Source organism: Paracraurococcus lichenis (assembly GCF_030657435.1).
GTDB classification, from domain to species: Bacteria; Pseudomonadota; Alphaproteobacteria; order Acetobacterales; family Acetobacteraceae; genus Paracraurococcus; species Paracraurococcus lichenis.
The window spans coordinates 41,206-65,204 of record NZ_JAUTWS010000024.1 but is presented as its reverse complement, the minus strand read 5'-3'; the positions used below and the strand labels follow the sequence as shown (position 1 = coordinate 65,204).

24 protein-coding genes are annotated in these 23,999 nt (G+C 73.2%); 11 read left to right on the top strand and 13 right to left on the bottom strand.

The window, feature by feature from the left end; all coding sequences use genetic code 11:
* Positions 1-55: 55 nt before the first annotated feature.
* Positions 56-895, bottom strand: a complete 840-nt coding sequence (locus Q7A36_RS22335) for a heme ABC transporter permease (protein ID WP_370655694.1) — start codon at positions 893-895, stop codon at positions 56-58.
* Positions 896-980: 85 nt separating this feature from the next.
* On the opposite strand from Q7A36_RS22335, the gene Q7A36_RS22330 reads away from it, so the two are divergent.
* The 6 genes from Q7A36_RS22330 (at position 981) to Q7A36_RS22305 (ending at position 6,060) form a co-directional block, all read left to right on the top strand.
* Positions 981-1,397: an EVE domain-containing protein gene (locus Q7A36_RS22330; RefSeq protein WP_305105966.1), complete on the top strand. Its 417-nt coding sequence runs from the start codon at positions 981-983 to the stop codon at positions 1,395-1,397.
* A 23-nt stretch (positions 1,398-1,420) separates the two neighbouring features.
* The gene (locus tag Q7A36_RS22325) at positions 1,421-1,915 is read left to right on the top strand and encodes a GFA family protein (protein WP_305105965.1); all 495 of its coding nucleotides are present in this window, start codon (positions 1,421-1,423) and stop codon (positions 1,913-1,915) included.
* Positions 1,912-2,277 carry a Rieske (2Fe-2S) protein gene (locus Q7A36_RS22320; protein WP_305105964.1) on the top strand — a complete coding sequence of 122 codons (366 nt, stop codon included), beginning with the start codon at positions 1,912-1,914 and terminating at the stop codon, positions 2,275-2,277. The genes Q7A36_RS22325 and Q7A36_RS22320 overlap by 4 nt, the downstream gene beginning before the upstream one ends.
* 306 nt (positions 2,278-2,583) lie before the next feature.
* On the top strand, positions 2,584-2,925 hold the full coding sequence (locus Q7A36_RS22315; RefSeq protein ID WP_305105963.1) for a hypothetical protein: 342 nt from the start codon (positions 2,584-2,586) through the stop codon (positions 2,923-2,925).
* A gap of 158 nt (positions 2,926-3,083) precedes the next feature.
* Positions 3,084-5,015, top strand: a complete 1,932-nt coding sequence (acs, locus tag Q7A36_RS22310) for an acetate--CoA ligase (protein ID WP_305105962.1) — start codon at positions 3,084-3,086, stop codon at positions 5,013-5,015.
* A gap of 292 nt (positions 5,016-5,307) precedes the next feature.
* Positions 5,308-6,060 (top strand): Crp/Fnr family transcriptional regulator, encoded by a 753-nt coding sequence (locus tag Q7A36_RS22305; protein ID WP_305105961.1) that lies wholly within the window; start codon positions 5,308-5,310, stop codon positions 6,058-6,060.
* Between the two features lie 213 nt (positions 6,061-6,273).
* On the opposite strand, the gene Q7A36_RS22300 is transcribed toward Q7A36_RS22305, so the two are convergent.
* The gene (locus Q7A36_RS22300) at positions 6,274-6,597 is read right to left on the bottom strand and encodes a DUF1674 domain-containing protein (RefSeq protein ID WP_305105960.1); all 324 of its coding nucleotides are present in this window, start codon (positions 6,595-6,597) and stop codon (positions 6,274-6,276) included.
* A gap of 83 nt (positions 6,598-6,680) precedes the next feature.
* Here Q7A36_RS22300 and htpX point away from each other — a divergent pair, with 83 nt between their 5' ends.
* A complete protein-coding gene (htpX, locus tag Q7A36_RS22295; RefSeq protein WP_305105959.1) occupies positions 6,681-7,622 on the top strand; it encodes a zinc metalloprotease HtpX in 942 nt (313 codons plus the stop codon).
* Between the two features lie 55 nt (positions 7,623-7,677).
* Positions 7,678-8,061: a c-type cytochrome gene (locus Q7A36_RS22290; protein WP_305105958.1), complete on the top strand. Its 384-nt coding sequence runs from the start codon at positions 7,678-7,680 to the stop codon at positions 8,059-8,061.
* Positions 8,062-8,199: 138 nt separating this feature from the next.
* On the opposite strand, the gene Q7A36_RS22285 is transcribed toward Q7A36_RS22290, so the two are convergent.
* Positions 8,200-10,803, bottom strand: a complete 2,604-nt coding sequence (locus Q7A36_RS22285; RefSeq protein ID WP_305105957.1) for a hybrid sensor histidine kinase/response regulator — start codon at positions 10,801-10,803, stop codon at positions 8,200-8,202.
* A gap of 342 nt (positions 10,804-11,145) precedes the next feature.
* A complete protein-coding gene (locus tag Q7A36_RS22280) occupies positions 11,146-12,210 on the bottom strand; it encodes a ketopantoate reductase family protein (protein ID WP_305105956.1) in 1,065 nt (354 codons plus the stop codon).
* Between the two features lie 133 nt (positions 12,211-12,343).
* On the opposite strand from Q7A36_RS22280, the gene Q7A36_RS22275 reads away from it, so the two are divergent.
* Positions 12,344-13,048, top strand: a complete 705-nt coding sequence (locus Q7A36_RS22275) for a hypothetical protein (protein ID WP_305105955.1) — start codon at positions 12,344-12,346, stop codon at positions 13,046-13,048.
* A 71-nt stretch (positions 13,049-13,119) separates the two neighbouring features.
* Here Q7A36_RS22275 and Q7A36_RS22270 read toward each other — a convergent pair whose 3' ends face one another.
* The 3 genes from Q7A36_RS22270 to Q7A36_RS22260 form a co-directional block, all read right to left on the bottom strand.
* Positions 13,120-13,554, bottom strand: coding sequence for a SprT family zinc-dependent metalloprotease (locus tag Q7A36_RS22270; protein ID WP_305105954.1), 435 nt, complete (start codon positions 13,552-13,554; stop codon positions 13,120-13,122).
* Between the two features lie 64 nt (positions 13,555-13,618).
* The gene (locus Q7A36_RS22265; protein ID WP_305105953.1) at positions 13,619-14,371 is read right to left on the bottom strand and encodes a DUF7168 domain-containing protein; all 753 of its coding nucleotides are present in this window, start codon (positions 14,369-14,371) and stop codon (positions 13,619-13,621) included.
* 32 nt (positions 14,372-14,403) lie between these two features.
* Entirely contained in the window at positions 14,404-15,318 is a 915-nt protein-coding gene (locus Q7A36_RS22260; RefSeq protein ID WP_305105952.1) for an alpha/beta fold hydrolase, read from the bottom strand.
* A 247-nt stretch (positions 15,319-15,565) separates the two neighbouring features.
* Here Q7A36_RS22260 and Q7A36_RS22255 point away from each other — a divergent pair, with 247 nt between their 5' ends.
* Positions 15,566-15,949, top strand: coding sequence for a VOC family protein (locus Q7A36_RS22255; protein ID WP_305105951.1), 384 nt, complete (start codon positions 15,566-15,568; stop codon positions 15,947-15,949).
* A 53-nt stretch (positions 15,950-16,002) separates the two neighbouring features.
* On the opposite strand, the gene Q7A36_RS22250 is transcribed toward Q7A36_RS22255, so the two are convergent.
* The 6 genes from Q7A36_RS22250 to cysQ all read right to left on the bottom strand — a co-directional run bounded on the left by Q7A36_RS22250 (position 16,003) and on the right by cysQ (position 22,365).
* Positions 16,003-16,932 (bottom strand): NAD(P)-dependent oxidoreductase, encoded by a 930-nt coding sequence (locus Q7A36_RS22250; RefSeq protein WP_305105950.1) that lies wholly within the window; start codon positions 16,930-16,932, stop codon positions 16,003-16,005.
* Positions 16,929-18,149 (bottom strand): ABC transporter substrate-binding protein, encoded by a 1,221-nt coding sequence (locus tag Q7A36_RS22245; protein ID WP_305105949.1) that lies wholly within the window; start codon positions 18,147-18,149, stop codon positions 16,929-16,931. The genes Q7A36_RS22250 and Q7A36_RS22245 overlap by 4 nt, the downstream gene beginning before the upstream one ends.
* 104 nt (positions 18,150-18,253) lie before the next feature.
* Positions 18,254-19,468, bottom strand: a complete 1,215-nt coding sequence (locus tag Q7A36_RS22240) for an acyltransferase family protein (RefSeq protein ID WP_305105948.1) — start codon at positions 19,466-19,468, stop codon at positions 18,254-18,256.
* 54 nt (positions 19,469-19,522) lie between these two features.
* Positions 19,523-20,446 carry a heme-dependent oxidative N-demethylase family protein gene (locus Q7A36_RS22235; protein ID WP_305105947.1) on the bottom strand — a complete coding sequence of 308 codons (924 nt, stop codon included), beginning with the start codon at positions 20,444-20,446 and terminating at the stop codon, positions 19,523-19,525.
* 177 nt (positions 20,447-20,623) lie between these two features.
* Positions 20,624-21,598: an L-threonylcarbamoyladenylate synthase gene (locus tag Q7A36_RS22230; RefSeq protein ID WP_305105946.1), complete on the bottom strand. Its 975-nt coding sequence runs from the start codon at positions 21,596-21,598 to the stop codon at positions 20,624-20,626.
* A complete protein-coding gene (gene cysQ / locus Q7A36_RS22225) occupies positions 21,595-22,365 on the bottom strand; it encodes a 3'(2'),5'-bisphosphate nucleotidase CysQ (protein ID WP_305105945.1) in 771 nt (256 codons plus the stop codon). The genes Q7A36_RS22230 and cysQ overlap by 4 nt, the downstream gene beginning before the upstream one ends.
* Positions 22,366-22,471: 106 nt before the next feature.
* Here cysQ and Q7A36_RS22220 point away from each other — a divergent pair, with 106 nt between their 5' ends.
* On the top strand, positions 22,472-23,986 hold the full coding sequence (locus Q7A36_RS22220) for a leucyl aminopeptidase (RefSeq protein ID WP_305105944.1): 1,515 nt from the start codon (positions 22,472-22,474) through the stop codon (positions 23,984-23,986).
* The last annotated feature ends 13 nt before the right edge of the window (positions 23,987-23,999 follow it).

The window sequence follows — 23,999 nt, the reverse complement described above, 5'->3', positions numbered from 1 at the left end:
CCTCCGCGCCCTGAAGGGCGCTCCGGCCATCGGAAGCACGCCTTGGCCATCCGATTCAGCCCTCCGCACCCTGAAGGGCGCTCCGGCCATCGGATGGCGCCGCCTCCGCCCGCCTTGCCGCCGCCATCTGCAGCGCCCGGATCCGTCGCTCCATCACCGCCGCCCGCGTCCGGGCCAGCACCAGCGCGGCGAAGGCGAGGGTGAAGCCGAGGGCGCAGACCAGCAGCGGATAAAGGATATCGACGTGCAGACCAGGCGCATTGATCCTGGTCACGCTGGCGGGCTGGTGCAGGGTGTTCCACCAGTCCACCGAGAACTTCACGATCGGCAGGTTCACCGCCCCGATCAGCGCCAGGATGGCGCCCATGCGCGCCCCGCGCTCGGCATCGTCGAAGGCGCGCACCAGGGCGGCATGGCCGAGCCAGAGGAAGAACAGCACCAGCACGCTGGTCAGCCGCGCATCCCAGACCCACCAGGTCCCCCACATCGGCCGGCCCCAGAGGCTGCCGGTGGCGAGGCAGAGCGCAGTGACCGTGGCGCCCACCGGCGAAAGCTCCCGGCAGGCGAGGTCGGCCAGCGGGTGCCGCCAGACCAGCGCCATGGCCGAGCCGATGGCGAGGCCGGCATAGCCGCCCATGGAGAGCCAGGCCATCGGCACATGGATGTAGAGGATCCGCACCGTCTCCCCCTGCTGCCAGTCCGGCGGGGAGAAGACCAGCGCCCAGGGCAGGCCGATGGCCAGCACCAGCAGCGCCGCGCCGGTCAGCCAGGGCTGCACCCGCGCGGCGAGGCGGAGGAAGCGCCCGGGATTGGCGAAGCGGTGCAGGCTCGTCCCGCCTGCGGCGGGGCGGCCGGCGAGCGGCGGTCCGAGGGGGCGTGTGTCGGCGGTTTCCACGGGCAGCACCCTAGGGCCGGAAGGCGCCGGATTGAAGCGCCCGTCGCGCCGGTTACCCTACGCAACGGAGTCTCTGGGGGAACCGATGGCGACCTGGCTGGTGAAGAGCGAACCGGATGCCTTTTCCTGGGACCAGCAGGTCCAGAACGGCACCGAGCCCTGGACCGGGGTCCGCAACGCGCTGGCCGCCAACAACCTGAAAGCCATGCGCAAGGGCGACCGGGCCTTCTTCTACCACTCCAACGAGGGCCGCGAGATCGTCGGCATCGTCGAGGTGGCGCGGGAGGCCTATCCGGACCCGACCGACGAGACGGGACGCTGGGTCTGCGTGGACATGAAGGCGGTCGGGCCCCTGCCGCGGCCGGTGACGCTCGCCGCCATCAAGGCCGACCCGGATTTCGCCGACCTCGCCCTGGTGCGGCAATCCCGCCTCTCCGTGATGCCGGTCGGCGCGGCGCATTGGGCGAAGCTGTGCGCATTGGGCGGCTGGACGGGGAAATAGCCGCCACCCGAGAGGAGGTCCCGATGCGGCTCGAAGGCTCCTGCCATTGCGGCGCGGTGAAGTTCCGGGTGGAGAGCCCGCATCCCTATCCCTACCAGCGCTGCTACTGCTCCATCTGCCGCAAGACCCAGGGCGGGGGCGGCTATGCCATCAACCTCGGCGCCGACAACGCCACCTTGCGGGTGACGGGGCGGCAGCACGTCACGATCTACCACGCCCGGATGAAGGAGCCGGGGGACGCGCGCGCGCATCGCAGCCCGGCGGAGCGGCATTTCTGCTCGCTCTGCGGCTCGGCGCTCTGGCTCTACGACGCGCGCTGGCCGGAGCTGGTTCACCCTTTCGCCTCGGCGATCGATACGCCCTTGCCGGCCGCGCCGGATTCGACCCACATCATGCTCGCGTTCAAGGCGCCCTGGGTGGCGGTGGAGGCGGGGCCGCAGGACCGCCGCTGCGACCGCTATCCGGAGGAGAGCATCGCGGAATGGCATGCGAGGCACGGCCTCGACGAAGGAGCATGATGGGACAGGCGATGGAGGCGGAGGAGCGCATCCTCTGCCGGGTGGAGGACATCCCGGAGGGCAAGGCGAAGGGCTTCCCGGCGGCGCCCGGCGGCGCCATCGGGCTCTTCGCGGTGCGCAAGGACGGGCAGGTCCGCGTCTATGTAAATGCCTGCCCGCATGTCGGCCTGCCGCTCGAGCCGCTGCCGCACCGCTTCCTCGACCCGCGCGGGCAGGTGATCCTCTGTTCCGTGCATGGCGCCCGCTTCCGGATCGAGGACGGGCAATGCGTCACCGGCCCCTGCATCGGCGAGGCGCTGGAGGCCGTGCCGGTGCGGATCCTGGACGGGCAGGTGGTGGTCCCGGCGAAGGCGGGGCAATAGGTGTAGGCCGTGTCTGCAATGGGCTGCGGCTCGTCTCGGCGGGTCTTTTCCGTCCCGACGGCGTCCGCGGCCTTGCCGATGCTACCAGCATCGGCTGCGGCCACGTCCTGGTCAGGCCGAAAGATCCCTCGCCGATCCTTCGCCGGTCCCTTTGCAGACACGCCCTAGCCCGCCGCCGGATCGTGGCGGCCCGCCATCATCGCCCCGGGCCTGCCCCGATCGACGCGAAATGACCCCGAAGCCGCCGAAGCGCCGCCGCGCCCGGAGGCCAGTCTTCCTCCCGTGCCCAGCGCACAGGAGGCTACCATGCACAGCATCAACCTTCGCCGCAGCCTGCTCGCCACCGGCCTGATGGTCCTCGCCGTCCCGGCCTTCGCCCAGGGCACCGCGCCCGCCCAGGCCCCGGCCTCCCAGCCCGCCGGCCAGGTCCAGGCCGGCCCCGCCGCGACGCTCGCGCCGCGGCCGGCCGGCAGCGCCGCGGCGACGATCGAGGCCGCCCGCCCCGCCACCCCGGCGCATCCCGGCGGCGAGGCGAAGCCGCAGCATCCGGCCCAGGCGCAGAAGCCCGCCGGCACCGAGCGGCACGGCGCCGTCACCGCGCCCGCCGCGACCGCGCCGGGCAGCCCTGCCGCCACCCGGACGAACTGAGGAAGCACCCCGCCCGGCACCCTGCCGGGCGGGGCTCCGCTGCCGCTCCCACAAACCCTTGCGACTTAAGCAGGAGCAGGGGGACCGATTGACGCAGCGCAAGGCAGCATGCCCTATCTCCTGGCAGGCAGACTCATACGCCCAAGGGGAGGCCAGGCATGGCAGACGACCTGATCGCCGTGAAACCGGAGATCGCCGCCAAGGCGCTTGTGAACACCGAACGCCATCGCGCCATGACGGAAGCGGCGGCGAAGGACCCCGAGGGGTTCTGGCGCGAGGAGGCGAAGCGCCTCGCCTGGATCAAGCCGCCGACCAGGATCAAGAACGTCGATTTCACCGGTGACGTCACCATCCGCTGGTTCGAGGACGGCGTGCTCAACGCCAGCGTCTCCTGCCTCGACCGGCACCTCGAGACCCGGGGCGACCAGGTGGCGATCATCTGGGAGGGCGACGACCCGAACAGCGACGCCAAGGTCACCTACCGCGACCTGCATGAGCGCGTCTGCCGCCTCGCCAACGGGCTCCGCGAACTCGGCGTGAAGAAGGGCGACCGCGTCTGCATCTACCTGCCGATGATCGTCGAGGCCGCTGTCGCCATGCTGGCCTGCGCCCGCATCGGCGCCATCCACTCCATCGTCTTCGGCGGCTTCTCCCCGGACAGCCTCGCCTCCCGCATCCAGGATTCCGAGTGCACCGTCCTCATCACTGCCGATGAGGGCCGCCGCGGCGGGCGCAAGGTGCCGCTGAAGACCAATGCGGACGAGGCGCTGCGCGACTGCCCCTCGATCAAGCACGTGATCGTGGCGAAGAACACCGGCGGCGCCGTGCCGATGCAGGCCGGCCGCGACATGATGTGGGACGAGCTCTGCGGCAGGCAGGCGACGACCTGCGAGCCCGAGGCGATGAGCGCGGAGGATCCGCTCTTCATCCTCTACACCTCCGGCTCCACCGGCAAGCCGAAGGGCGTGCTGCACACCACGGGCGGGTACATGGTCTGGGCCAGCTACACGCATGAGCTGGTCTTCGACTACCGCCCGGGCGAGATCTACTGGTGCACGGCGGATGTCGGCTGGGTGACCGGCCACACCTACATCGTCTATGGCCCGCTGGCGAACGGCGCGACGACGCTGATGTTCGAGGGCGTGCCGAACTACCCCTCCGTCTCCCGCTTCTGGGAGGTGGTGGACAAGCACCAGGTCAACATCTTCTACACCGCGCCCACCGCCATTCGCAGCCTGATGCGCGACGGCGAGGCGCCGGTGAAGAAGGCCAGCCGCCGGTCGCTGCGGATCCTGGGCTCGGTCGGCGAGCCGATCAACCCGGAGGCCTGGCTCTGGTACTACCGCGTCGTCGGCGACGAGCGCTGCCCGATCGTCGATACCTGGTGGCAGACCGAGACCGGCGGCATCCTGATCTCGCCGCTGCCGGGCGCCGTCGCGCAGAAGCCGGGCTCGGCGACGCTGCCGCTGCCGGGCGTCTTCCCGGCGCTGGTGGATGGCGAGGGCAAGATCCTGGACGGCGCGACCGAGGGCAACCTCGTGCTGCTGGATAGCTGGCCCGGCCAGATGCGCACCATCTATGGCGACCATGCGCGCTTCGGGCAGACCTACTTCTCCACCTTCAAGGGGATGTACTTCACCGGCGACGGCGCCCGCCGGGATGCCGACGGGTACTACTGGATCACGGGCCGGGTGGACGACGTGATCAACGTCTCCGGCCACCGCATGGGCACCGCCGAGATCGAGTCCGCGCTGGTCGCGCATCCGAAGGTCGCCGAGGCCGCGGTGGTCGGCATGCCGCACGACCTGAAGGGCCAGGGCATCTACTGCTACGTGACGCTGAAGAGCGGCGAGGAGCCGACCGAGGCGCTGCGCAAGGAGCTGGTGGCCTGGGTGCGCAAGGAGATCGGGCCCATCGCCTCGCCGGATGCCATCCAGTGGGCGCCCGGCTTGCCGAAGACCCGCTCGGGCAAGATCATGCGCCGCATCCTGCGCAAGATCGCGGCCAACGAGACGGAGAGCCTGGGCGATACCTCGACCCTCGCCGACCCCTCGGTGGTGCAGGAACTGGTGGCGAACCGGGTCGGCTGAGGCGTGCCGATGACCGAAGGGCCGGATGGCCCGGAGGTCTGAATCGGCTCGCCCAACATACAAGGCGGGCCGATGGCCCGGACATCGTCCAGGGCAATGCCCTGGACCGGCCCGCCCGGGCGCAGGGACGCGCCCGGGATGCCCAAGGACCGGGCATGGCGGGATCGGGATTGTGACCGTTCCAGGCAATCGGCCGTCGCGAGACACCCGTCCTCGTTCCCTGGTCTGTTGACACTGGAACGGTTCGCTGTAGGTCCCCTAGCAATCGGGACCTGGATCAGGAGTCGTTCACATGGCGGGGGAATGGACCGGCGGGCCGCGAGGCGGCGCGCCGCCGCAGACTTGGCCGAGCGGCAACCGCGTTCTGGACCTGCTGCCGGAGGCCGATGCCGCGCTGCTCACGCCGCTGCTCGAACCCCTGACCCTGCAGTCCGGCCATATCGTCGGGCAGACGGGGGAGGCGATGACCTGCGCCTTCTTCCCCTGCGCCGGCACGGTCTTCTCCCTGGTGGTCGATTGCGACGAAGGCCGCGCGGCCGAGGCGGTCTCGATCGGCCAGGAGGGCCAGCTCGGGCCGGAACTGATCGGCCTGCCGGGGCTCGGCCATGTCCTGGTCCAGATGCCCGGCCGGGCGCTGCGCATCCAGGCCGATGCGCTGGCGCATGTCGCCGCAGACAGCGCCCCTTTGCGGGATGCGCTCGAGATGCAGCGCAAGGCCCTGATGGTCCGGCTGGTCCAGGCGGCGGTCTGCTCCGCCCTGCATCCGGTGGAGGCGCGGGCGAGTTTCTGGCTGCTGCTGGCCCAGGACCGCCGCGAGCAGCCCGACCTGCCGGTGACCCAGGAATTGCTGGCTGCGATGCTGGGGGTCCGGCGCACCACGGTCACGCGCGTCATGGCGCAACTGACCGATCGGGGGTTGATCCGGCACCGCCGCAGTCGCGTCACGGTGATTGATCGGCCCGGGCTGGAGGCGGTGGCCTGCGGCTGCCACAAGTCCCTGCTGACGCGGCTGCGCCGAGTCGCGCCGGCGCTCTACCCCGACTGAGGAACAAGGCAGGAATCGGCGCCGCGACCGGCCGGAGGCGGCGGCCGCCGAAGCAACGGCTTGGCCCGAGTCGCGCGAACGAATCGCTGACCCCGCGCCGCCGACCGACTCGACCGGCCCGACACCATCCCTGGTAGGCCGAAGACGCGGCGGGACACAAGCCCGTTCGCGCTCCGGTCCCGGCAGGCGCCGGGCCGCGGCCCGAGTCGCGGGTCAGAAGTCGCTGACCCGCCCCTTCCGCTCCCAGTCGCCGTAGCGGGTCGGCTCCGGCCCGGCCGGGCCGCCGATCTCCTTCACCCGGATCGGGGCGTCCGGCGGCGGGTCGCCGGCGGGCGGCAGGCCGGGATCGCCGGGCAGCGGCGTCTCGGGCCCCGTCGGGTCCTCGACCGGGACCTCCGGCAGGTCCGGCCCCGGCGGGGGCGGCGGGATGGGCGGCACGGGCTGCGGCGGCAGGTCGGGGGAGATCGGCACCTGCGCCTCGAAGGCGTTCGCGGTGTCCGGGGCGGCCATCGGCGCCCCTTGTCTGGCTTCGGTCATGCGCCTCATCTGGGGTCTCGGGGCGGGGTCGCGCCACCCCCAACGCGGGTTTGGGGGCGTGGCTGCGCCGAAAGGGACGGGACATGGCTGGCACCCTGCGGACGGCGATCCTGCTCGCCGGGCTCACCGCGCTGTTCATCGGCATCGGCTATGCCCTCGGCGGCGGGCAGGGGATGGTGATCGCCTTCCTCCTCGCCTGCGGGACGAATCTCTGGGCCTGGTGGAACAGCGACCGCGTCGTGCTCTCCATGCACAATGCCCAGCCCATCACCCCGGCCGAGGCGCCGCGGCTGTTTGCCATCGTCCGGCAACTCGCCGACCGTGCCGGGCTGCCCATGCCGGCGCTCTACGTCATCCACGAGGACCAGCCGAATGCCTTCGCCACCGGCCGCGACCCGGAGCATGCCGCGGTCGCGGTGAATACCGGCCTGCTCGACCTGATGTCGGAGGAGGAGGTGGCCGGCGTCGTGGCGCACGAGCTCGCGCATATCCGGCACCGCGACACGCTGATCATGACCGTCACCGCGACGCTCGCGGGCGCGATCGGCATGCTGGCGCAATTCGGCTTCCTCTTCGGCGGCCGGGCGGAGGACGGGCGGCGCAACCCCTTCGGCCCGATCGGCGCGCTGCTGCTGGTCATCGTCGGGCCGATCGCCGCCATGCTGGTGCAGATGGCGATCAGCCGCTCCCGCGAATACGAGGCCGACCGGCTCGGCGCCGGGATCTGCGGCGACCCGCGCTGGCTGGCGCGCGGCCTCGAGAAGCTCGAGCACTACAAGCAGGGGATCGTGAACCCGACGGCCGAGGCGCATCCGGCGAGCGCGCATCTCTTCATCGTCAACCCGCTCTCGGGCCTGCGCATGGACAGCCTCTTCACCACCCACCCGCCGACCGAGGAGCGGATCCGCCGCCTGCTGGCCATGGTGCCGCCGGCGCCATCCCGCCCGGCCCTGGGCGAGGGGCCCTGGGCCGGGCCGGCGGCATCCTCCCAATGGGGGAGCGGCCGGCGCAACCCCTGGGGTTGACGCCGGGCGGGCCGGCACGCATTCGAAGCGGCAGCCCGAACGGCCGGAGACGCCAATGAACCGCATCGCCCCCGTCGCCCTGACGCTTGCCCTCGCGCTCGGCACCGCGCTGCCCGCGGCGGCGCAGGATGCCGAGGCCGGCCGCCGCGTCTTCAACCAGTGCCGCGCCTGCCACAGCATCGAGGCCGGTGGCCGCAACGGCGTTGGCCCGAACCTGCATGGCGTCGTCGGCCGCAAGGCCGGCACCATCGACGGGTTCCGCTACTCCGCGAACCTGAAGGAGAAGGCCGAGGCCGGCCTGACCTGGGACGAGCCGACGCTGCGCGCCTATATCGCCAATCCGAAGGCCGTGCTCCCGGCCGGCGCCATGTCCTATCCCGGCCTGAAGAACGAGGAGCAGCTCGACAACCTGATCGCCTTCCTCAAGTCGCAGGGCTGAGCCGGACCGATGACCGGAGCGCCGCAGGGCGCGGAGGTCTGAATCGGCTCGCCGACAGGCAAGGCGACCCGATGGCCGGAGCGCCGCAGGGCGCGGAGGTCTGAGTAGGCCCGCCCGGCCCCGGGGGCCACCGGCGCCTCAGTCCCGGACCGCCTCCCGCAGCGCGGCGAGCTTGGCCAGCAGCTCGTCCTTGCGGAGCGGCTTCGCGAGGTAGTCGTCGAAGCCGGCCTTGCGGTAATGCGCCTCGGCGCCGGTCATCGCATCGGCGGTCAGCGCGACGACCGGCACCTGGCCGAGCCGCCCGGGCAGGGCCCGGATGCGGCGCGTCGCCTCGATGCCGTCCATCTCCGGCATCTGCACGTCCATCAGCACCAGGTCGATGCCGCCCGCCTCGACCTCCGCCACCGCCTCCACCCCGGTGGCGGCGATGCGGACGCGGAACCCGGCCTTCTGCAGCATGCCCGCGACGACGAGCTGGTTGACCGGGATGTCCTCGGCGACCAGCACCGTCGGGCCGGCCGGGGGCGCCTCCGGCTCGGCCGCGGGCATCGGCGGGGGCGGGGCGGGCGGGACCGGCGGTTCGGTCCCCGTCAGGCGGCCGAGGCAGGCCAGCAGCTCGCCGCGGCGCACCGGCTTCTCCAGCACCGCGTCCACCACCGCCCCGAGGCTGCGGCGGGACTCCGGGACGCCGGCCGACGTCACCAGGACCAGCCGCATCGCCTCGCCGCCCGGCAGGGTCCGCAGCCGGCCCGCCAGCGCGAGGCCGGACATGCCCGGCATCATGTGGTCGAGCAGCGCCACCGCGAAGGGCCGCGCCCCGGCCGCCGCCTGCTCCACCGCGGCGATCGCCTGCAGCGCATCGGCCGCTTCCTCGACCGGGACGCCGAGCGCCCTGAGCTGCTTGCCGAGGATCTCCCGGTTCAGCGCGATGTCGTCCACCACCAGCACGCGCGGCGCCTGCCAGGTCTCCGGCAGCGGCTGCACCGGCGGCAGCGGCGCCGCGGCCGGGCGCAGCGGCAGGGTGAACCAGAAGCGGGAGCCCTGGCCGGCCGCGCTCTCCAGCCCGATCGTCCCGCCCATAAGCTGGACGAGCTGCCGCGAGATGGCGAGCCCGAGCCCGGTGCCGCCATAGCGCCGGGTGATCGAGCTGTCGGCCTGGCTGAACTTGTCGAAGAGCCGCGCCTGCACCCCGGGCGCGATGCCGATCCCGGTGTCCTGCACCTCGAACCGGACCAGGGCGCCGCCGGCCTCGGGCGTGGCCTGCACGGCGATGGAGCCGGCTTCGGTGAACTTCACCGCATTGCCGACGAGGTTCAGCAGCACCTGCCGCAGCCGGGTCGGATCGCCGCGCAGGCGGCCGGGCAGGCGGGGATCGACGAAGGCGGAGACGTCCACCTGCTTCTCCGCCGCCCGCGGCGCGAGCAGGGTGGCGCAGTCCTCGACCAGCGCGACCAGGTCGAACTCCACCTCCTCGAGCTCCACCCGCCCGGCCTCGAGCTTGGAGATGTCGAGGATGTCGTTGATGACGGTCAGCAGGGCATCGGCGGAATCGCGTGTCAGCAGCGCGTATTTCCGCTGCTCCTCGGTCAGCGCGGTCTCCAGCAGCAGGGCATTCATGCCCATGATGCCGTTGATCGGCGTGCGGATCTCGTGGCTCATGTTGGCCAGGAAGTCGGTCTTGGCGCGGCTCGCCGCCTCGGCCTCCTGCATCGCCCGGCGCAGGCCCGCATTCGCCTGCTCGGCAAGCCGGCCCGCCACCGTGACCTCGGCCAGCATCCCGTCCCGTCGCGCGACCATGCGGGCCAGCATGACGCTGAGCGCGAGCAGCACCAGGGCGGCCGGCACGACCAGCAGGATGGTCCAGCGCGCCGTCTCCTCCCAGTCGCTGAGGATGGTGGCTTCCGTGATCGTCACGTTGGAGACCAGCGGGACATCGGGCAGGCGTCGCGGCGAGACGATGCGCAGCTCCGTGCGGCCGTCGACCAGGCGGATGCTGCGGGTGACCTGCACGCCGGCGGCAACGCCCGGCTTCAGCACGTCGCGGAACACGGCCTGCCCGGCGAAGGACCGGCCGAGATGGTCGCCCTGCAGCGGCTCCCGCGCCAGCAGGATGCCGTCGCCGCGGAAGAGCGAGATGGCATAGTCCGGCCCGGCATGGATCGCCTTGTAGAAGTCCATGAAGAAGTCGGAGCGCATGCCGGTGATCACCACCCCGATCGGCGCGCCGGCCGGATTCCGGAGCTGCCGGGCGAGGTAGAAGACATGGCTGCCGGTGCCGCGGTTGGGGACGGGGATGGAGATGGTCACGCCCTCGAAGCCCGGCTGGATCGCGGCCTGGAAGTAGTCGCGGTCGGCCAGGTTGATCGGCGGCGCCGGCCAGCTCCGGGTAAAGTTCACGATGTTGCCGTCGGGGGCGATGACGGTGGCGACGTCGATCTGCGGCGCGCCCTTGGTGGCGCTGCGCATCAGCTCCCAGAACTCGCGCGTGCCCATGCGGGCGCGGAGCTGCTCGCCGGTCTCGATCTGCGCCTCGTCCACCTCCCGCTGCAGGGACCGCAGCACCAGGTCGGCCGCGCGGACGGTCTGGCCGGCATGCTCGGCGAGGATCGTGGTCAGGCCGGCGGCGCGGAGCTTCCATTCCTCGATCGCCGCCTCCCGGGCGCGCCAGAGGATCAGCCCGGCGCCGCCGAGGATGGCGAGGGCGAGGAGGACGCCGCCGAGGATCAGCCCGCGGCTGCGCACGGACCAGATCCTCCGGGGCGCGCCCGCCCTGCCGCCCCCGGCGGGTGGAGCGGGGCGCGGCAGATGGTCGGCGGGCGGTGCGGCGGGATCGGACATGCAGGGGACGTGGGCAAGCTAGCCGGCTTTTCGCCTTCAGCGTTAGCCTGCGAAAGCATGACTCAATCCTGGATGGTGCATGGCGCTCCCCCCTGGGGACAGGGTCCGCCGACGGCCGTCCCGGGGTGGACAGGCCGGGCGGCCTCGGCAAATCCCTCAGGTTTTGCGCCGCAACACAACCCTGAGCAGGCTTTCGCTTCGAAGGGCCGGGCCGCACGAAGCGTGGCCCGACCCGCGACAGCCTGCTCAGGCATTGATGCCCGTGACGTTCTCCGGCCGCGCCGCGATCTCGCCGCGCTCGACCCGCCTGACCATCGCCGTGATGGCGGCATTGGCCGGCGCGGCGAGGCCGGCCTTCGCGCCCTCCGCCACCACGAAGCCGTTGATCTGGTCGATCTCGGTCTGCCGGCCCTTCAGCATGTCCTGCCCCATGGAGGGCCGCTGCTTCGCGCTGCGCTGGCCGGCGGCGAGGGTGGCCAGGATCGTCCCCTCCGCCGCATCGAGCGCCGCCGCATCGCCCGCGCCGGCCGCCGCCAGCACCCCGGGCGCGATCTTCTGGATCGGCTCCAGCGCATAGCCCAGCGCCTGGCCGATCCGGACGGCCTCGGCGCCGAGGCGGATGGAGAAGCGGCGGATGCGGTCGTCCCGGTCGCATTCGTTGCCCGAGAGGCCGGTCGCCGCGCTGACGCCGTTGCGCATCACGTTGACGCAGAGCTTCGACCAGCGCTCGCCCCAGAGATTGGTCGTGGCCTGCACGCTGTCGATGGCCGCGATCATGTCGCGCACCTGCTCGACCCGCGCCGTGATCCGCCCATGCGGCTCGCCCACCGCATAGACCACGCGCTGGGTGCCGCCGAGCGGGACGGTGCGCATGACCTCGCCAGGCGCGTGCAACTCGCCGGAATAGGTGCCGGCGATGACGCCGATGGTCCGGCCCCAGCCGACGACCGAGGCGATCGCCGGCTCGTTGATGCAGTTCTGCAGGCTGGCGACGAAGCCGCCGGGCGCGAGATGCGGCGCGATCAGGTGCGTCGCCCAGACCGTGTCGTAGGATTTGACGGAGATGAAGGCGATGTCGATCGGCCGTTCCCGGGACAGCCGCTGCACGTCCGACAGGTGCAGCGCCGGAACCGCGACGGTGACGTTCTGGCTCTCCTCCAGCCCGGTCAGCCGCAGCCCCTGCGCCCGGATCGCCTCGACATGCGCCGGCCAGGCATCGATCAGCGTGACGTCATGGCCGAGCCGGGCGAGATGCCCGCCGAGATAGCCGCCGACCGCGCCGGCCCCCACAAACACGATCCTTGGGCGCATGGCAGATCCTCCCCGGCGCAAGGCTATCCTTCAGTCACCGCCGCGTCATCCCGGGCAGCGCCCGTCGAGATCGCGCGTGGCGCAACTTCCATGCCTGCGGTAGCATCGCGATCGCGAACATGGCTGCGAACCCATGGCGAAGACGCTGCAGACCTACCTGGCGGAGCAGGATGCCTCGGCCATCGCATCCTTCCTCGATGACGATTGGTGCATCTGCGCGGCAACCAGCGCCTCTGCGCTGGAGGAGCTTGCCTCGCAGCGCGGCGCCACGGCGGCCGCGCTGCCGGGCTATGGCCGGGAGGAGGCGATGCTGGTCCGCCGCAACGGTCACGCCGAGCTCTGGGTGCGCGCGCGCCGCCCGGTCTACACGGGCCCCTTTCTCGCCTTCGCCAGGGAGGTCTGCGGCTTCCCGATCGCGGCGGTGCCGGGCCGCTACAATGTCGACCACCTCTTCAGCAAGGGGCGAGTGCAGACCCCGACGGGCCTGGAGGACGACCGGCTGCCGGTCACCACCCTCGTCCGCATGCTGCTGGTGGACGCCGGGGTGAACAAGAGTTTCGGCGCGCTGATGGAAGGCGACATGGTGGGCAGCGGCAACGCCAATCGACCCTATCGACGCTTCACCTATCTCCAGCTCGTCAAGGCGCTCAGCATCGACGCGAACATCCATGGCGGCGGCTTCGGCGGGCCGCACCTCCTGGCCAACATCGATTATGTCGTGGCGGAGCTCGCCCGCCGCGGGGTCCTGGAGAAGTTCCGGATGGATGGCGCGGAGATGCGCCTGCAACTCCGCACGCAGGCCGAGACGGTCCTGCACTACCGCAGGCTGCGCGCCTGACGTTTCCCGCCGGGCCGCATCCAGGCTGACCGGCGAGCGCTGCCATGCGCCAGCATGTCCGCGATCCGGCATCACCCGAAAAAGGCCGGCCGCGGGGCCGGATCGAAGGGAATGCCCGCCGCTTCGAGCGAAGCCGCCAAGGCCTCCCGCGGCATGCGCGCGTGGTGCACCAGCAGATGCAGGTACATGCCGACGAAGCGCGGGCCGTGGCCGTCATTCGTGCCCTCGGCCGTGCTGGTCAGGCTATGCGCCAGCTCGTGCAGCAGGACCCAGGTGGGGAGCTCCGCCGGCGCCTCGATCGCCAGGCGCGTGGCGCGCGCGACGGTCGCGCGGGCCTGGCGGGGCAGGGGGCGAATGCGCGGCGGGAAGCGCAGCCCCTCGGCGGCCCAGACATGGTCGACCAGCGCCTGCAACTGCGCGAAGGGGACGCGGGAGAGGTCGCGCGGCGCGACCTCGGCGTCCTCCCAGGCGTACAACCGGCGGGCCGCGGTGTCCCCGCGGCTCATAGCCGGGGCTCCGCCCCGGACCCCGCGAAGGGGGCGGAGCCCCCCTTCGAGACCCCCCTTGCCATCAGCCGCTCGGCAGGCGGCCGGCGCCCGGGCCACGGCCGACGGGGCGGTCGAGGCCGACGCGGCCGCCGGCGGCCTGGCCCTTGCCATAGGCGCCGCGGTCGCGGACGGTCGCCGTGGAATAGATGGTCTTCAGCCGTACGCCGAGGCCGCGGAACCCCTCCTCCACCTTCTTCTCCTTGGCCAGCACCAGGGCGGTGGAGGCGCTCGCCTGCGCCGGCGGCGCCGCGGCGCGGCGCGCCTCGGCGGCCGCCTCGCGCTCGCCCACCATCGCCTCCAGCCGTTTGCCCAGCCGGTCCGCGAAGCCGTAGCGGAAGCTGCGCAGCCTTGTCTGCGGCGTCGCGCGGCTGCGCAGCCAGTCCGGGCTCTCGCGGTAGCGCGCCTCCTCGAAGCGCAGCGCGCCCTCGGCCACCTTCAGCAGGTACTCCGCCATCTGCACGTCCGGCTCGAGCCCGTAGAGCACGAAATCGGCGCGTCCGTCGGTCCAGCCGCGGCATTCGCAGAACCGCAGCAGGCTCGGGTAGAGCCAGCGCAACGCCAGGCGCTGCGGCCCGGGCACGGTGACGCGGCGCTGCAGGCAGGCCTCCTCCCGCAGCTCCACCTCGGACATCGAGAGGCCATAGACCTCGAGCAGCTCGCCCACCTTGGCGGCGGCGGCCAGCGCCTCGGCCTCGGAGCAGCCGCGCTCCACGGTCCGGGCGGCGAGCGCCCGGATGCGGGCCTTCACCTTGGCGAGTTCGGTCTGCTGGTCCATGCGCGCTAGCTGGCGGGGCAGGGCCGATGCGGTCAAGCCTCCAGGAACTGCCGCAGCGCGGCGGCCGAGGCCGCGGGCGCCTCCTCCATCGGCACATGGCCGATGCCGGGCAGCACCACCGCGCGCGCATCGGGCAGGACGCGCAGGTAATCCGCGGCATGCGCGACCGGCACGGCGCGGTCCTCCTCGCCCCAGAGCAGCAGCACCGGCATGCGCAGGGTGGCCAGCATCGGCTCCGGCCGGCGCAGCACGGTCTGCGGCAGCCGGTCCAGGATCGCCTGCCGCACGCCCGGCGCCAGCAGCATGTCGCGGTAGCGGTCCACCACCGCCGCGGTCAGCACGCCGGGCACGGCATAGGCGCCCGCCGTCGCGTGCTTCAGCAGCGGCCGCGGCAGGGTCCAGGGCAGCAGGCGCATCAGCGCCGGCACGCGGGGGACGGTGTCGTAGTCCCGCCCGGGGCTGGCGAAGCCATCGGGCGCCATCAGCACCAGCTTCGCCACGCGCGCCGGCGCCGCGACCGCGAAGCGCCAGGCGATCCGCCCGCCCATGGAACTGCCGACCACCGCCGCCCGCGCCACGCCCAGCCGGTCGAGCAGCGCGGCCAGCAGGACGGCCGAGCGTTCATCGGTGTAGTCGCCGCCGGGATCGGGGCCGGTCAGGCCGAAGCCCGGCAGGTCCAGTCGGATCAGCCGGAAGCGGTCCTCGAGCAGCGGCGCCCAGGCCTCCCACGTGTGCAGGCTGGCGGCGAAGCCGTGGATCAGCAGCACCGCCGGCCCCTCCCGCGGGCCGGTGTCGCGGATATGCAGGCGGACCCCGAGCACGTCGACGAATTGCGAGGGCGGCGGGGCCCAGCGCGCCTCGAGCGCGGCGCGCGGCCTGTCGGGATCGTAGAGGTACCAGCCGGCGCCGCCGAGCGCAGCGAGCAGGAGGAGCAGCGCGGCCGTCATGCGCGGGCGCAAGGGAGGGACATGGCAGGGGGCTCCGGCAGGCCCCAGGCAGATGCGGCCGGGCGGGAGCTGCCGCAAGGACCGGCCTCCCGGGCAGGCCCGTCCGCCATGCCGGGGCGGATCGCCGCGGAGTGGAAACGCCCGGAGGCGTGAATCCGCTCGACACATCAAAAGCCTGGAGCATTCTCACGCGGCACGGTCAGCCCGGGAATGCTCCAGGCTGGCGACATGACGAGGGGAGGGACCCATGGCCCGCTACGGCTTCGATCACATCCACCTGCGCAGCCCGGACCTGGAGGCGACGGCCACCTGGTTCCGCGACAAGCTGGGCGCCGAGGAGGTGCGGCGCGTCACGGGCGAGGCGCCCCGCATCGACATGACGCTCGGCGGCCTCGACCTCTTCATCTCGCAGTCCGACAACCGCGTCGCGGCGCCGCCCGTCTCCCCCTACAACGGCATCGACCATTTCGGCCTCGCGGTGCAGGGCCTCGACGAGGCGGTGGCCGACCTCAAGGCCAAGGGCGTCGCGTTCACCATGGAGCCGAAGCAGGCCCGCCCCGGCGTGCGCATCTGCTTCATCAAGGGCCCGCAGGACATCACCATCGAGCTGCTGGAGCGCACGCCCGCCTGATGGATGCGGGGGCCACGCGGCGGCCCCCGCCCTGCCGGTCCGGCGGCCCGAGGTCAGGCCCCCGGGCCCTCGCCGGCCTCGTTCCGGCGCGCCGCGGCGAGTTCCACCGCCGCCCAGCCCTCCGTGACCTTCGCCAGCTCGGTCACGTCGCCCTTGCCGCCGCCGCCCGCCATGGCGAGGCCGTAGAGCATCTGCGCCGCGCGGCTGGTCGGCATGACGAGGCCCAGCGCCTCCGCCTCCTGCAGCGCGAGGCGCATGTCCTTCGCCATCAGCTCCATCCGGAAGCCGAAGTCGAAGCGGCGCGTCAGCACGGCGCCGGGGACGAAGCGCTCGGTGGCGAAGCTGCGGCCGGAGCTCTTGTTGATCACGCCCACCATCAGCTCCGGGTCGAGCCCGGCCTTGGCGCCCATCGCCAGCGCCTCGCAGGCCGCCGCCCAGGTGGTCGCGGCCAGCAGGTTGTTCACCAGCTTCAGGGTCTGGCCGAGCCCGACCTGCTCGCCGACCAGGACGGTATTGGCGCCGATGACCTCCAGCACCGGCCGCACGCGGTCGAAGGCGGCGCGGTCGCCGGCCGCCATGACCGCGAGGGTGCCGGCCTCCGCCCCCGCCACGCCGCCCGAAACCGGTGCGTCGAGCGCCGTGACGCCGCGCGGCGCGAGGCCCGCCGCGACCTGCCGCGCCACCTGCGCGCCCGTCGTCGAGAGGTCCACATAGATCCGCAGGGCATTGCCCTCGATGAGGCCGCCGGGGCCGAGCGCGACCTGCCGCACCACGTCCGGCGTCGGCAGGCTGACCAGCACCACCTCCGCGTCAGCCGCGACGGCGGCCGGGCTGGTGCGCCCCTCCGCGCCCTTCGAGACGGCGGCGGCGACGGCTGCCATGTTCACGTCGTGCACCAGCACGCGGTGCCCGGCGCCGAGCAGCCGGCGGACCATCGGCGCGCCCATGGCGCCGAGGCCGACGAAGCCGAGAGGCGCGCTCACGGCTTCACCAGCGGGCAGGCGGGATCGAGCGGCTTGAAGGCCTGCTCCGCCGGCACCGTCGCCAGCACCTTGTAGAGGTCCCAGGGTCCTTTCGACTCCGCCGGCGCCTTGACCTCGACCAGGTAGAGGTCGTGCACGTGCCGCCCGTCCGCCCGCACGCGGCCGTTCTTCGTGAAGACGTCGTTCACCGGCAGCTCCCGCATCTTCGCCGCCACCGCCATGGCCTCGTCGGTGCCCGCGGCCTCGATCGCCTTCAGGTAGTGCCGCACCGCGCTGTAGATGCCGGCCTGATACTGGCTCGGCGGCGTGCCGCGGTTGCGCTCGGCGAAGCGCTTCGCGAAGGCCCGGGTCTCGTCATCCATGTCCCAGTACCAGGCCTCCACCGTCACCACGCCCTGCGCGGTGGCGAGGCCGAGCGCCTTGATGTCGTTGATGTTGACGAACATGCCGGCGATGCGCTGGCCCTGCCGCGTCAGGCCGAACTCGCCGGCCTGCTTGATGGCGTTGATGGTGTCCGTGCCGGCATTGGCCAGCGCCACCACCTGCGCGCGCGACGCCTGCGCCTGCAGCAGGAAGGAGGAGAAGTCGGCGGTGTTCAGCGGGTGCCGCGCATGGCCGAGCACGGTGCCGCCATTCGCCTTCACCACGCCTTCCGAGCCGCGCTCGAGCGCGTAGCCGCCCTCGTAGTCCACGGTCAGGTAGTACCAGGATTTCCCGCCCTGCTGCATCACGGCGCGCGTCGTGCCGCTCGACAGCGCGAAGCTGTCCGAGGTCCAGTGGAACCCCACGGGGGAGCATTGCCGTCCCGTCAGCTCGGTGGTGGAGGCGGAGCTGTTGATGATGATGCGGCTGCGCTCCCGCCCCACCTGCTGCACGGCGAGCGCGACGGAGCTGTTGGGCATGTCGATGATCATGTCGACGCGGTCGGTGTCGATCCAGCGCCGCGCCAGCGAACCGCCGACATCGGGCTTGTTCTGGTGGTCACCGGAGACGACCTCGGCGGCCTTGCCGAGCACCTTGCCGCCGTGGTCCTCGATCGCCATGCGGGTGGCGAGGACCGAGCCCGGCCCGGCGAAATCGGCATAGGGGCCAGAGAGGTCGGTGAGCACGCCGATGCGCACGGCCTCGTCCGAGACCTGCGCCGGCGCCACGCCGGGCCATAGAAGCGGCGCGAGCATGAGGGCGAGCGCCGCGGCGGCGCCCCTCCAGTGGGACATGGTTTCCTCCTGTGCGGTTGCGGCGCGTCGGGCCGCGCGCCTTGCCCGGGGAGGCTAGACCACCCGTCCTCCGGGGGAAACGCTGCGGTGCGCGGCAGGCCCGCTCAGGGCCGCCGCGCCAGCGCCGCAGCCGGCATCACGCTGCCCCGGGCCGCGAGCGCCGCGCGCAGCCGGCGCGACCAGCGGATCGCCGCCTCGTCCACCGGGCGGAAGGCGAGTGCGAGCAGCAGCGAGAGCAGCGCCGCCGCCGCCATGCCGGCCAGCCGCGCCGCCGCGCCGCCCAGCCGGGGCTCCAGCGCGACGAAGGCGGCCGCGCCGGGGCCGAGGATCATCGGCCAGTGCACGAGGTAGAGCGGGAAGGAGAGGCGGCCGAGCACGGCGAGCCAGGGCCTCTCCAGCCAACGGCGCAGCCCCGGCAGCGCCGCGACGGCGCCGAGGCCGAGCGCCGCGCCGAGGCTGCGCAGCAGGTCCGCGGCGGGCAGGGCGGCCGGCCAGCCCGGCCCGCCGCCCGGCAGCGCCAGCCCGTCCGGCAACTCGCGCAGCGCCAGCCAGGAGAGCAGGGCACCACCCAGCCCCAGGGCCGGCGCCGCCCGGCGCAGGGCCGCTGCGGCCGGCAGATGCGGCGCGGCGAGGGCCACGAGGGCGCCGGCGAGGAAGCCGCCATAGGCGCTGCGCCAGAGCCAGGCGAGGGCGAGCGCGGCGCCCCAGGCCCAGGCCCGTGGCCAGCGCCGCCGCGCGAGCAGCAGCAGCAGCACCAGCAGGGAGCCGCGCAGCTCGATCGCCAGCGTCCAGAGCGGACCGTTATAGGCCGAGGCGATGCTCGGCAGCGGCGCCAGCGCCGGGTCGAAGCCGAGCAGCAGCAGGCCCGGCCCCGCTTCCCAGAACAGGGAGGCGAGCGAGCCGTCGCCCGTCCAGTTGCCGCCGAGCCAGGAGGCGCCGAGCCGCTCGGCCGCCGCGCGATGCGCCCCGGGGAAGGCGTGGAAGGCCAGGAAGGCCAGCAGGCAGGCGGCGGCGCCGGGCAGGCCGAGGCGCAGCAGGCGCGCGGCGAAGGCGGCCCCCGAGGCCTCGACCTGCCGGGCGAAGGCGCCGGCCAGCACCACCCCGCTCATGGTGAAGAAGAGGTAGACCGCGCTCTCCCCGTCCCAGAGCAGGGCGAGGGGGGAGCGGGCCAGCCAGGCGGCGGGCCCGCCGCCCTCCCCGGTCACGAGCGGAAGCCAGAAGGCGCCGAGGAGGTGCAGCAACAGGACCTGCAGCGCGGCGACGCCGCGCAGGGCTTCGAGCCAGCCATGCCGGGGCATGGTGGCGGGGAGGGTGGGCATCGGCGATCCGGGCTGGATGGGATCGCCGGATAGGCGGATTCTCTTTGCGGCTGATTAACCCAAGGTCCTGGAGGCCGCCGCGTCCAGGAAGCCGAGCAGCGCCTCGCGGTAGACCGGCAGGCTCTTGTAGCGGCCCATCTCGGCCGGCAGGGCGCGCACCGCCGCGGCGAGGCGCGCCGCCGCGCCGGGAATGGCGGCGATGCGGGCGAGCGGGTAGCTGTGCACGCGGATGCCGAAGAGCACGCGGCCGGTCGAGGGCAGGCGTCGGAAGCTCTGGCGCTCCGTCCGCAGGTGCAGCTTCTCGCCGGCATTGGCGGCGGTGATGCCGGGGTCGCGCTCCGTCCGGTGCTTGCCACCGAGCTGGAACAGCGCCGGGCTGTCCACCACGGACCAGTTCATGCGCGAGGCGATGCGGCCCTCCTTCAGGTGGTGCATGAAGCGGTCCACCGGCGCGCCCAGGCGCTCGGCGTAGAGGGGCACCGGGGCGTGCACCTGCAGGAGGGGATGGCCGACCTTCTCGGTCAGTCGCCAGCGGCTCGGCGCGCAGACCAGCCCGGCCTCCAGCACCGGGCCGTCGGCCTCCGGGCGGATCAGGCAGAGATCCTCCTGCACCAGCCGTCCCGCGAGTTCGAGCGGGTCGCAGGGCGGGGCGGCGAGGTCCCAGCGCTCGCCGGTCAGCCGGTTGTGCAGGATCTGGCCGTCGCGGCGGAACCAGGCGGGGTGGTGCCGCGGCAGGTGCGCGGCGAGGACGGCGAGCGTCTCCGCCCGCGCCGCCTCGCTGCCCGGGACCACGGCGAGGACATCGGCGCGCCGCGTGGCGAGCAGCTCGCGCCGCTCCGCCATCTCGGCCGGATAGCGTGCGTCGATCTCGAACCAGGCCGCCTCGGGGCAGGCGACGAGGCCCATGGCCATGCGGAAGGGCCCGTCCTCGAAGGGCAGGTGGACGACCTCCTCGGGCAGGCTCGCGTCGCACTCCATCCTGCTCACCTCGTCCCAGAAGGCGACCAATGCTCCTGGCCACGGTGCCGGAGCGGCGTCAAGGATCGGGCTTCGCCCGACCGCGCGAAGCGCGGCTGCGTCCTTGATGCCGCTCCGGCACCGTGGCTTTCGCTCGAGGTGCGCTCGATGGGGTCGAGCGCGCATGGCGCGCCCGCGCTATCCGCGCGGCGCGGCGGCGCGGGAGAGGCGGTCGTTGATGGCGGCGCCGAGGCCCGTCTCCGGCACCGGCATGGCCGCGATGCGCGCGCAGCCGCGCGCCGTGCCCTCCGCATCCAGCCAGCGCAGCCCGGCGAAGAGCCGCGCCGCGGCCTCCCGCAGGTCCCCCGCCTCCGACAGGTTCCAGGTGACGGCGGCGCCCGGCAGCGGCGGGCCGAAGGCGAGCAGTGCCTCGTCCGCCGCGACGCCCGTCGCGCCCAGCCGCACCGGCAGGCCCGGCGCGTAATGCGACAGCATCAGCCCCGGCGAGCGGAGGCTCTGCGTCTGCGCCGCCGCGGTGATGGGCAGCGCGCGGCCGACCTTGCCGATGAGCGCCTCGATCGCCTCCGCCGGCACGCCGCCCGGACGCAGCAGCACGGCACCGGTGCCGGTCAGGTCCAGCACCGTGCTCTCCACGCCGACCGGGCAGGGACCGCCATCCAGCACCGCGGCGATGCGGCCCGAGAGCCCTTCCAGCACATGCCCGGCCGTCGTCGGGCTGACCTGGCCGGAGCGATTGGCCGAGGGCGCCGCCACCGGCCGCCCGACATCCCGCAGCAGGGCGAGCGCCAGCGCATGGTCCGGCACCCGTACCGCCAGCGTGTCCAGCCCCGCCCCGGCCAGCAGGTCGACACGGCATTCCGGACGCCGCGGCAGCACCAGCGTCAGCGGCCCGGGCCAGAAGCGCGCCGCCAGCGCCCGCGCGCGGTCGTCGGCGCGCACGTCCGCGAAGGCGGCCTCGGCATCCGGGTAGTGGCAGATCAGCGGATTGAAATGCGGCCGGCCCTTGGCGGCGAAGATGCCCGCCACCGCCTGCCCGTTCGTCGCGTCGCCGCCGAGGCCATAGACCGTCTCGGTCGGGAAGGCGACCAGCGCGCCGCCCCGCAGGAGGTCCGCGGCGCGCGCGACCGCGTCCGGTCCCAGCCGCTCCGTCACGTCCCGGTGCCCCCGTGGCAGACGAAGTCCGGGTTCAGCCAGCCCGGCTTGCCGTAGCGGAGCGGCGCGCCGTCCACCATCGTCACCGCGCCGCCCGCGGCCTCGACGATCGCCTGGCCGGCGGCGGTGTCCCATTCCATCGTCCCGCCGAAGCGCGGGTAGAGATCGGCCGCACCTTCCGCCACGCGGCAGAATTTCAGCGCCGAGGAGACCGCGCGGCGCTCCGCGATCGGCCGTCCCGCGAGGAAGGGCGCCATGCGCGGGTCATCGGCATAGGTGCGGCTGGCCAGCACCGTTAGCCCCACCGGCGGCACGGCGCGGACGCGGATGGCCCGGCGGGGTGCGGCGGCGTCCTCCTTCCAGGCCCCGGCGCCGAGCAAACCCGCAAAAACCTCGCCGGTCGCGGGCAGGGCGATGGCGCCGAGGATGGCGCGGCCATGCTCCACCAGGCCGATGCAACTGGCGTATTCGCTGCGGCCCTTGGCGAAGTCGCGCGTGCCGTCGAGCGGATCGACCAGCCAGAAGCGCGGCGCGGCGGCGGTGACGATGCCGGCGGCGACCTCCTCCTCGGCGACCACCGGCCAGTCCGGCGTCGCCGCGCGCAGCGCCTCGACGATCAGCGCCTCGGCGATCCGGTCGGCCTCGGTCACCGGGCTCTCGTCCGTCTTGCGCTCCACCGCGAAGCCGGCGCGCCGGACGGCCTCGATGGCGGCGGCGGCGCGGCGGGCCAGGCCGGCGGCAAGCTCGAGCAGGTCGGGATCGGTCATCCCAGGGATGTAGCAGCCCGGCGCCGCCGGCAGAACCGCGGCCCTGGCGGCAGGGCGGCCGGGTGCTATCCTGCCCCGGAAACGCCACGGGAAGGACCTCAGCCGGATGCTCGACATCGCCTTCGTGAAGCCCGCCCTGCCCCGCCACGGCGCGCTGGTGCTGCCGCTCGCCGAGGATGCGGAGCTGGCGGGCCTCGCCCAGGCGATCGATGCCGCGAGCAACGGCGCCGTCGCCCGCGCCCTGGCCGCAGCCTCCTTCAAGGGCCGGAAGGGGCAGAGCTGCACCATCTGGGCGCCGGCCGTCGAGGGCGGCAGCGGCCCCGCCCGCCTGGTCGTCATCGGCCTCGGCAAGCCGGGTGACCTGACGCCGGAGGGGCTGGAGGCCGCCGGCGGCGCCGCGCTGCCGCTGGTCTCGGGCGAGCGCGAGGCGGTGGTGGCGGCGGAAAGCCTCGCCGCGCCGCAGGCCGCCGCCTTCGCCATGGGCCTGCTGCTGAAGAGCTACCGCTTCGACCGCTACCGCACGACGGAGAAGGAGGAGGACAGGCCGAAGCTCGAGCGGGTCGAGATCGCCAGCGACGCGGCCACCGCCGCCAAGGCTGCCTGGGCGCCGCTCCGCGCCGTCGCCGACGGCGTCTTCCTCGCGCGCGACCTGGTCACCGAGCCGCCGAACATCCTGCACCCCGAGGAGATGGCCGAGCGCTGCAAGGAGCTCGAGAAGCTCGGCATCGCGGTCGAGGTGCTGGGCCCGAAGGAGATGAAGAAGCTCGGCATGGGCGCGATCCTCGGCGTCGCCCAGGGCTCGGCGAAGGAGCCGCGGCTGGTCGTCATGCAGTGGAACGGCGCCGGCGGGAATGGCGGCAAGGGGAAGAAGGCCTCGGGCAAGCCGGTCGCCTTCATCGGCAAGGGCGTCACCTTCGACACCGGCGGCATCTCCATCAAGCCCGCGGCGGGGATGGAGGATATGAAGTGGGACATGGCCGGCGCCGGCGCGGTCATCGGCGCCATGGCGGCGCTCGCCGGCCGCAAGGCGAAGGTCGATGCGGTCGGGCTGGTCGGCCTGGTCGAGAACATGCCCTCGGGCGATGCGCAGCGGCCGGGCGACGTGGTCAGGACCATGAGCGGCCAGACGGTCGAGGTCATCAACACCGATGCCGAGGGGCGCCTCGTGCTCGCCGACGTCATCCACTACTGCCAGGACCGCTTCGCGCCGCGCCTCATGGTGGACCTCGCCACGCTGACCGGCGCGATCATCATCTCGCTCGGCCACGAGCATGCCGGGCTGTTCAGCAACGACGACGCGCTGGCGCAGCAATTGACGGCCGCCGGCAAGGCGGTGGGCGAGCAGCTCTGGCGCATGCCGCTCGGCGATGCCTACGACAAGCAGATCAAGTCCGACATCGCGGACATGAAGAATGTCGGCGGCCGCCCCGGCGGCTCCATCACCGCGGCGCAGTTCATCCAGCGCTTCGTCGGCCCGAAGGACGGGCCCACGCCCTGGGCGCATCTCGACATCGCCGGCACGGCCTGGAGCAGCAAGGACCTGCCGACCGTGCCCAAGGGCGCGACCGCCTTCGGCGTGCGGCTGCTGGACCGCCTGGTCGCGGAGCACTACGAGGGATAGGCGGCCGCCCGCG

What these genes read in the sequence shown, in the direction of transcription:
- Q7A36_RS22330 (WP_305105966.1), top strand. Translation starts at nt 981, where the DNA reads ATGGCGACCTGGCTGGTGAAGAGCGAACCGGATGCCTTTTCCTGGGAC.
- Q7A36_RS22325 (WP_305105965.1), top strand. Translation starts at nt 1,421, where the DNA reads ATGCGGCTCGAAGGCTCCTGCCATTGCGGCGCGGTGAAGTTCCGGGTG.
- Q7A36_RS22320 (WP_305105964.1), top strand. Translation starts at nt 1,912, where the DNA reads ATGATGGGACAGGCGATGGAGGCGGAGGAGCGCATCCTCTGCCGGGTG.
- Q7A36_RS22315 (WP_305105963.1), top strand. Translation starts at nt 2,584, where the DNA reads ATGCACAGCATCAACCTTCGCCGCAGCCTGCTCGCCACCGGCCTGATG.
- acs (WP_305105962.1), top strand. Translation starts at nt 3,084, where the DNA reads ATGGCAGACGACCTGATCGCCGTGAAACCGGAGATCGCCGCCAAGGCG.
- Q7A36_RS22305 (WP_305105961.1), top strand. Translation starts at nt 5,308, where the DNA reads ATGGCGGGGGAATGGACCGGCGGGCCGCGAGGCGGCGCGCCGCCGCAG.
- Q7A36_RS22300 (WP_305105960.1), bottom strand. Translation starts at nt 6,597, where the DNA reads ATGACCGAAGCCAGACAAGGGGCGCCGATGGCCGCCCCGGACACCGCG.
- htpX (WP_305105959.1), top strand. Translation starts at nt 6,681, where the DNA reads ATGGCTGGCACCCTGCGGACGGCGATCCTGCTCGCCGGGCTCACCGCG.
- Q7A36_RS22290 (WP_305105958.1), top strand. Translation starts at nt 7,678, where the DNA reads ATGAACCGCATCGCCCCCGTCGCCCTGACGCTTGCCCTCGCGCTCGGC.
- Q7A36_RS22280 (WP_305105956.1), bottom strand. Translation starts at nt 12,210, where the DNA reads ATGCGCCCAAGGATCGTGTTTGTGGGGGCCGGCGCGGTCGGCGGCTAT.
- Q7A36_RS22275 (WP_305105955.1), top strand. Translation starts at nt 12,344, where the DNA reads ATGGCGAAGACGCTGCAGACCTACCTGGCGGAGCAGGATGCCTCGGCC.
- Q7A36_RS22270 (WP_305105954.1), bottom strand. Translation starts at nt 13,554, where the DNA reads ATGAGCCGCGGGGACACCGCGGCCCGCCGGTTGTACGCCTGGGAGGAC.
- Q7A36_RS22265 (WP_305105953.1), bottom strand. Translation starts at nt 14,371, where the DNA reads ATGGACCAGCAGACCGAACTCGCCAAGGTGAAGGCCCGCATCCGGGCG.
- Q7A36_RS22260 (WP_305105952.1), bottom strand. Translation starts at nt 15,318, where the DNA reads ATGACGGCCGCGCTGCTCCTCCTGCTCGCTGCGCTCGGCGGCGCCGGC.
- Q7A36_RS22255 (WP_305105951.1), top strand. Translation starts at nt 15,566, where the DNA reads ATGGCCCGCTACGGCTTCGATCACATCCACCTGCGCAGCCCGGACCTG.
- Q7A36_RS22245 (WP_305105949.1), bottom strand. Translation starts at nt 18,149, where the DNA reads ATGTCCCACTGGAGGGGCGCCGCCGCGGCGCTCGCCCTCATGCTCGCG.
- Q7A36_RS22240 (WP_305105948.1), bottom strand. Translation starts at nt 19,468, where the DNA reads ATGCCCACCCTCCCCGCCACCATGCCCCGGCATGGCTGGCTCGAAGCC.
- Q7A36_RS22235 (WP_305105947.1), bottom strand. Translation starts at nt 20,446, where the DNA reads ATGGAGTGCGACGCGAGCCTGCCCGAGGAGGTCGTCCACCTGCCCTTC.
- cysQ (WP_305105945.1), bottom strand. Translation starts at nt 22,365, where the DNA reads ATGACCGATCCCGACCTGCTCGAGCTTGCCGCCGGCCTGGCCCGCCGC.
- Q7A36_RS22220 (WP_305105944.1), top strand. Translation starts at nt 22,472, where the DNA reads ATGCTCGACATCGCCTTCGTGAAGCCCGCCCTGCCCCGCCACGGCGCG.